The following is a 7,142-nucleotide window of genomic DNA, read 5'->3' as shown; positions in this document are numbered from 1 at the left end:
AAACAACATGCAATTGTATTTAAACCAAGTATTGATAATCGCTATAGTGATGAATCTGTTGTATCACATAATGGAACAGCGACTAATGCGATTCCTATTAGTAAATCAGCCGACATTTTTGAATATGTGACTTCCGATATAGAGATAGTTGCAATAGATGAAGTACAGTTTTTTGATGATGAGATTATTGGCGTTATTCAGCATTTGGCAAATAGTGGACACCGTGTCATTTGTGCTGGTTTAGATCAAGATTTTAGAGGCGAGCCTTTCGGAAAAATGCCAGAATTAATGGCGATTGCAGAATTAGTGACAAAGCTTCAAGCGGTTTGTGCAGTCTGCGGCTCTCCAGCAAGCAGAACGCAAAGATTGATTAATGGTGCACCGGCTTGCTACGAAGATCCGGTCATATTAGTAGGTGCATCTGAATCCTATGAACCACGATGCCGCCATCATCATGAAGTCCCTAGAACTACAGAGAAAGCAAATAAAGATAATACATCAACGGCTTTATAAGAAAAAGCTCTTGTTAAGAATGGTTTGGTTCTTCTTAACAGGAGCTTTTTTATGTGGAAGGAAGTGTTTAGAGGAAAAAGAGAGAATATGTTCATCTAAGTCAGTGCCCGAAAGTGTGAGGGAAAGTCAAAAGGTAACACTCAGTGACGGTCGCCATGAAAAGCAAAGAGAAAGGTTATAGAGAACCCTCATCAGCGGCTCGAAAAGCATGAGAAAAGTCTTCATGCCTCAGTGCCATATACGTAGGATCGATAAACCATAACCTAAAACCATAACGTAATACTGTACGGATTTTATTATCTATGCTATGATAATTATATCTTATTAGCTGAAGGGGGTTTTTTCATTGGGGAGGCGTTATTGCGTATTGGCCAAGTGGCGAAATTAAGTGGATTGTCTACAAGAACAATTGATTATTATACAAGTAATAAATTGCTTCCTGTAACGCGGTCTGATTCCAATTATCGCCTGTATTCGGAAGATGTTCTTCATACATTGGAACGAATTAAACTTTTGAAAAAACAACGTATGTCGATTGAAGAAATTCGGAAGGTTATTCAATCAAGAGAAGACCGAGAGATAGAACCAATCATGAATGAGGTACAGAACGAAATTGCGTGTTTGCATAAAAAGCTGACATCATTGGAAGAAAGATTGAAAGATGCGCCGCAGGAAGAGAAAAAGAAAGTGTATCACACACTTGAAACAAAATTATTAGACGTAATGAAATTACTGTCTTTAATGTAAATATTCCTGGAGGTGAATCCCTCAAAAGAGGGAAATAATTGGACATAATAACGATAACAAATTTATTTTTACTTGCACTATTATTAGTGCTGACAGCTTTCTTTGTTGCTTCTGAGTTTGCTGTAGTTAAAATTCGTATGTCAAGAATAGATCAGCTAATTGTAGAAGGAAACAAAAAGGCAATTGTCGCGAAGAAGGTAGCTGGTAATTTAGACTATTATCTTTCGGCATGTCAACTAGGTATTACTGTTACAGCACTAGGTCTTGGAGCGCTAGGGAAACCAGCAATCGAGAAACTTCTTCATCCAGTATTTAATTTACTGAATGCTTCTCCATCTGTCGCATCTGTTGCGTCGTATGCTATTGCTTTTGCATTGGTAACATTTCTGCATGTTGTGGTAGGAGAAATGGCTCCAAAAACACTTGCTATTCAGTTTTCTGAGAAATTAACCTTAATGCTAGCGCCACCATTATATTGGTTTGGGAAAGTGATGAATCCTTTTATATGGGCGTTAAATGGATCTGCACAAGTAGTGCTTCGTTTGATGGGGATAAAACCTGCTAAGCATGAACAGGCGTATTCAGAAGAAGAATTGAAAATTGTAATGACACAGAGCTACCAAGGAGGAGAAATTGACCAGACAGAGCTTGCCTATATGGAAAATGTATTCTCTTTTGATGAAAGGGTAGCGAAGGATATCATGGTTCCGAGAACTGAATTGGTTACACTAAATAAAGATATGTCCTATGACGATATCGTAAAAATCTTGGATGAGCATAATTATACTCGTTATCCAGTAACAGAAGTTGGCGATAAAGACCATATTGTAGGGGTCGTAAATGTGAAGAAGATGCTAACACAAATGGCTTGGGGGCGAAATCGCAAATTAGAAGAATTTGTCCGTGATCTTCCGGTCGTATTAGAAGTAACAAGATTGCAGGATGCCCTTTTAAAGATGCAGCAAGAGAGAGTGCATATGTTATTGGTTATTGATGAATATGGTGGTACGTCTGGTATTCTGGCGATGGAAGATATATTAGAAGAACTTGTTGGAGAAATCCGTGATGAGTTTGATGCAGATGAAGTAGCAGATATCCGGGAGTCGGGAAAGAATAAATATTTCATTAACGGCCGTGTGTTGCTAGATGAATTAGAAGAGCGTTTTGGGATATTGTTTGAAGAAAGCGAAGAGCTTGATACAATAGCAGGCTGGATTCAATATCAGCTATTGGATACTGCTGAGATTGGAGATCAAGTTGAGCAGGGAGAACATGTATGGACAGTAACAGATATGGATAACTACCAAATCAAAGAGGTCAGTCTTACCCAAAACGTGTTGAAAAACTAGCTAGGATGGAAAAAAACTGCTTTATCTATAATCATGGAGGTGAATCCCTCGAAGCGAGAGGGAAATAATTGGACAGTATTATACTATTAAATTTGTTTTTAGTAGCAGTGTTTATTATGTTGACAGCATTTTTTGTCGGTGCTGAATTTGCGATATTAAAAGTAAGAATGTCAAGGCTCGATCAACTTATTGCAGAAGGAAATAAAAAGGCAGTAATAGCAAAGAAAGTTGCACATGATTTAGATTATTATTTATCTGCCTGTCAGCTTGGAATAACGATTACTGCATTGGTTTTGGGTGCATTAGGAGAACCAACTGTAGAAAAGATGCTCCATCCTTTATTTGAAAGGTTTCATGTGCCTGGTGCTTTATCAACCGTGCTTTCTTATGCAATAGCCTTATCAGTTGTGTCCTTTTTACATGTAGTAATTGGAGAGTTGGCTCCAAAAACATTGGCGATTCAATATGCGGAAAAAATGACTTTAATGCTAGCTCCCGGTTTGTATTGGTTTGGAAGAGCTACGAAGCCGATTATCCATGCTTTAAACGGATCCTCGCGAGCAATACTTGGATGGTTTGGTATAAAACTGACAGGGCATGAAACTGCTCACTCGGAAGAGGAATTAAAGCTGATTGTTACGCAGAGCTATGAAAGTGGCGAAATCAATCAAACAGAATTAGCATATTTAAAGAATATTTTTGCTTTTGATAATCGAATATTAAAGGAAATTATGATTCCAAGAGAGCAAATTGTTAATGTAGAATTAGAAATGTCCTTTGAAGAGATTTTGACTGTTTTGGATAAACATGAATATACCCGTTATCCTGTCACTAAGAATCAAACAAAGCTCGTAGGTTACGTAAATACAAAAGAAATGTTAACAAATGTAGTAGCTGGAAGAGAAACAAAAATGGAAGAGTTTATTCATGAGATGCCTATTTTTCTCCATACAGCACCTATCAAAAATGCGCTTCTTAAAATGCAGCAAGAAAGAGTGCATATGGGATTAGTAAAGAATGAAAAAGGCGTAATTGTTGGTCTTGTCACAATGGAGGATATATTAGAAGAAATTGTTGGTGAGATACGCGATGAGTTTGTTGTAGGGGAAAAGTTACTCAATTAATAATTAGCTTTGCCATTTTACTAGTTTAATAGAAAGATGGGTAGCAAAAGCTCCGATATTCACTTATTATCTCTTGGGACCTAAGTCTTCCTTTAGAGCTCACTAAGTAGAATTTATCGGAGCTTTTATAAAAAATTTGTTTAAAAGCAAATTGGATTAGGAATAGTGTTAGGATAATGGTTTTATTTTCGTGTGCTCCTGCTGAAAAGATAACGCCTGTTTAAGGGTGCTGTATGTAGGAACATTACCTAAACTAATTCCCAAGGTAGTTATCATTTGAGCCGTATCAGGACTTAGTCCAGAAATAGTCGACTCAATGCCAATGAAAGAAAGTATTTTTATTAGCTTCATGAGCTCGTGTAAAACCATCGTATCGATAGAAGAAATACCAGATAAATCAATAAATAGATGATTAATCCCTTCCTCTTTACATTTAACAGGGACCGTTTCTAAGATTAATTTTGCTCGTAAGCTATCGATGTCTCCTACTAATGGGAGTACCCCGATTGATTCTGTAATCGGTATAACAGGTACGCTTAGTTGCTGTATTAACTCCTGTTGGGAATGGAATTTTTGATTTGTAAAAGCATGATACATGGTGGTGAATTGATTCGTTAGTCGATCAAAAGTAAAGTGGAATTTTGAACTCCATTGTAAAAGTAATGCTGTCGGTACATTATTATGGTCAAGGATAAACTGTTCAATGGAGTCCCAAATTACTTGTCTAGTAATACTTAATGCCTGTAATACTTCATGAACTGGGGTGCCTAATTCTACTCTGCTTTTGGCTACCTTATTTGCCCACTGCTCTAGATTTTTAGCAAAAATGCTCTCGTCTTCTAAAAAGGCGCTAATGACGGTTTGAATCGTATAGGTATGCTGCTTTTTGAGCAGATTTTCAACAGATGGTGAGGCATTCTTTGAGTAAATAGACCCTACTTCTCCATCTTTAATAGTAAACCAATTTTTAGTTATAGATGGAGCCTGCTCCATCACATATTGATAAATGGATTGATTGGTTAGGGACATATTGTCATATCCTCTCTTTCTAGTGTTATATCTATTATAATAGATAAAGGAAATATTGGCTCTGTAATTCTTGTGGCTATTCGACAAAGGAAGGTTTTTTGTTCTTCAAAAAGTTTGAAAGAAGTAATGTTGCAGTCTGAATGCAAAAAACTATAGGAGAACAGCCTTTCGAAATATAAATAAGAAAAGCAGCCATAAATGCCATTTTCATAAGAATTGGTTTTGACGGGGAAAATAGCCTATAATATAATGAATACGTTATGGATAAAAACGAGGTGAAAAGTGTGTTTGATCGTCTTCAAGCTGTAGAGGATCGTTATGACAAGCTTAATGAATTATTAAGTGATCCTGAAATTGTGAATGATACAAAAAAACTGCGTGACTATTCGAAAGAGCAATCGGATATTCAAGAAACAGTAGAAGTTTATCGTGAATATAAAGAAGTAAAAGCACAGCATCTAGAAGCAAAAACAATGCTGGAAGAAAAGCTAGACCCAGAAATGCGCGAAATGGTTAAGGAAGAGCTAGATGAAACTACAGCGCGTATCGAAGAATTAGAAGCACGTTTGAAAATTTTGCTAATCCCAAAGGATCCTAATGATGACAAAAACGTTATTATGGAAGTAAGAGGAGCTGCCGGCGGAGATGAAGCTGCTTTATTTGCAGGCGATCTTTTCCGTATGTATAGCCGTTTTGCCGAGGCCCAAGGTTGGAAAATGGAAGTCATTGATGCAAGCTCAACAGGTGTTGGTGGCTATAAAGAAATCATTTTCATGATTAACGGAAAAGGTGCATACAGCAAATTGAAATTTGAAAATGGTGCCCATCGTGTACAACGTGTCCCAGAAACAGAATCTGGCGGTCGTATTCATACATCTACTGCAACAGTAGCATGCTTGCCTGAAGCAGAAGAAGTAGAGATTGAAATACACGAAAAAGATATTCGAGTGGACACATTCGCTTCTAGCGGACCTGGAGGACAAAGTGTTAATACAACGATGTCTGCAGTTCGTTTAACACATCTTCCAACAGGAACGGTTGTTTCTTGTCAGGATGAAAAATCACAGATCAAAAATAAAGAAAAAGCTATGAAAGTATTACGAGCACGTGTTTACGACAAATTCCAGCAAGAAGCACAAGCGGAATATGATCAACAACGTAAATCAGCCGTAGGTACAGGGGACCGTTCTGAACGTATTCGTACGTATAACTTCCCGCAAAACCGTGTAACAGATCACCGTATTGGATTGACTATTCAAAAGCTAGATCAAATTCTTCAAGGTAAAATGGACGATATTATTGATGCCCTTATTTTTGAAGAACAATCTAGTCGTTTGGAAAGTGCGTCCGATGTGTAAGGTATTCGAAGCCCTAAAATGGGCTTCTTCTTATTTAAAGGAACATGGCAGGGAAGAATACGCAGCGGAAATCTTACTAAGGCATTCTCTGAAAGTAAGTAGATCCGAAATGCTTGTTAAATTTCGAGAAGATATGGAAGAAGAGCAAGTGGAAAGCTTTAAAAAGCTGATCTATCTACATGCCAAAGGGCAGCCAGTTCAATATATTATTGGGCAGGAAGAATTTTATGGACGAGCATTTACTGTAAATAAAGAAGTACTTATTCCTCGACCAGAAACAGAGGAGCTTGTGCAATCTGCTCTAATGCGGATAGACAGGCTGTTTGGAAAAAAAGCATCTTTAAAGCTAGTGGATGTAGGGACAGGAAGCGGTGCAATTGCAGTGACAATGAAGCTAGAAAATCCCTCATTACAGGTAACAGCTACAGATCTTTATGAAGTATCTTTAGATGTAGCACGGAGCAATGCGGAAAATTTAGGTGCGGATATTGAATTTGTACAAGGCGATTTGTTGCAACCGTTTATGGAACAAGGAGGGAGTTTTGACATTGTCCTATCCAATCCTCCCTATATCCCAGAAAGAGACATCGCAACAATGTCTGAAGTGGTCACCGAGCATGAACCACATAGAGCACTATTTGCAGGAGAAGATGGTCTCGGTTTATATAAAAGGCTTTGTGAAGAATTACCTCATGTGGTCAAAGAAAAAGCTATTATTGGTTTTGAAGTAGGTGCAGGCCAAAGTAAGTCCGTTGCACAGCTTTTAGAAGCCGCATTTCCAAAGGCGATTGTAGAAGTGCAATTCGATATCAATGGCAAAGACCGAATGGTTTTTGCAGAAGTAGGATTTTGACTTATTTAAATTCTGTTTATCGGTTGCCTGGAACGATTTTTGCTTTTTAGAAAGACATATTCCATACACATGTTAAGGTGTGTGGGATGTGTCTTTTTTGTTTAGTTGTGGAAGTCGCAAGTAAAGATGCCAAACCCGCAAATAAAAGTATGAAAGTCGCAAGTAAAGA

General features: G+C 37.7%; 7 protein-coding genes. 6 read left to right on the top strand and 1 reads right to left on the bottom strand.

Annotation, left to right across the window (positions count from 1 at the left end; all coding sequences use genetic code 11):
- The 4 genes from RTL21_RS18410 to RTL21_RS18395 form a co-directional block, all read left to right on the top strand.
- The coding region (locus RTL21_RS18410) for a thymidine kinase (RefSeq protein WP_312097954.1) at window positions 1–513 on the top strand (513 nt) is incomplete at its 5' end.
- Window positions 514–873: 360 nt separating this feature from the next.
- The gene (locus RTL21_RS18405; RefSeq protein WP_312097953.1) at window positions 874–1,260 is read left to right on the top strand and encodes a MerR family transcriptional regulator; all 387 of its coding nucleotides are present in this window, start codon (window positions 874–876) and stop codon (window positions 1,258–1,260) included.
- A 38-nt stretch (window positions 1,261–1,298) separates the two neighbouring features.
- Complete coding sequence (locus RTL21_RS18400) at window positions 1,299–2,609, top strand: hemolysin family protein (protein WP_312097952.1); 1,311 nt, start codon at window positions 1,299–1,301, stop codon at window positions 2,607–2,609.
- A 68-nt stretch (window positions 2,610–2,677) separates the two neighbouring features.
- Window positions 2,678–3,733, top strand: coding sequence for a hemolysin family protein (locus tag RTL21_RS18395; protein ID WP_312097951.1), 1,056 nt, complete (start codon window positions 2,678–2,680; stop codon window positions 3,731–3,733).
- A 168-nt stretch (window positions 3,734–3,901) separates the two neighbouring features.
- Here the strand turns inward: RTL21_RS18395 and RTL21_RS18390 are convergent, their stop codons facing one another.
- Window positions 3,902–4,762, bottom strand: a complete 861-nt coding sequence (locus RTL21_RS18390; protein ID WP_312097950.1) for an STAS domain-containing protein — start codon at window positions 4,760–4,762, stop codon at window positions 3,902–3,904.
- 284 nt (window positions 4,763–5,046) lie between these two features.
- Here RTL21_RS18390 and prfA point away from each other — a divergent pair, with 284 nt between their 5' ends.
- A complete protein-coding gene (prfA, locus tag RTL21_RS18385) occupies window positions 5,047–6,120 on the top strand; it encodes a peptide chain release factor 1 (protein WP_312098029.1) in 1,074 nt (357 codons plus the stop codon).
- Window positions 6,113–6,973: a peptide chain release factor N(5)-glutamine methyltransferase gene (gene prmC, locus RTL21_RS18380; protein ID WP_312097949.1), complete on the top strand. Its 861-nt coding sequence runs from the start codon at window positions 6,113–6,115 to the stop codon at window positions 6,971–6,973. Before prfA ends, prmC begins: the two co-directional genes overlap by 8 nt.
- The last annotated feature ends 169 nt before the right edge of the window (window positions 6,974–7,142 follow it).

The sequence above is a fragment of the Niallia sp. genome (assembly GCF_031978665.1).
In the GTDB taxonomy this organism is placed as follows: Bacteria; Bacillota; Bacilli; order Bacillales; family Cytobacillaceae; genus Niallia.
This window is presented reverse-complemented; position numbering and strand designations above follow the sequence as displayed.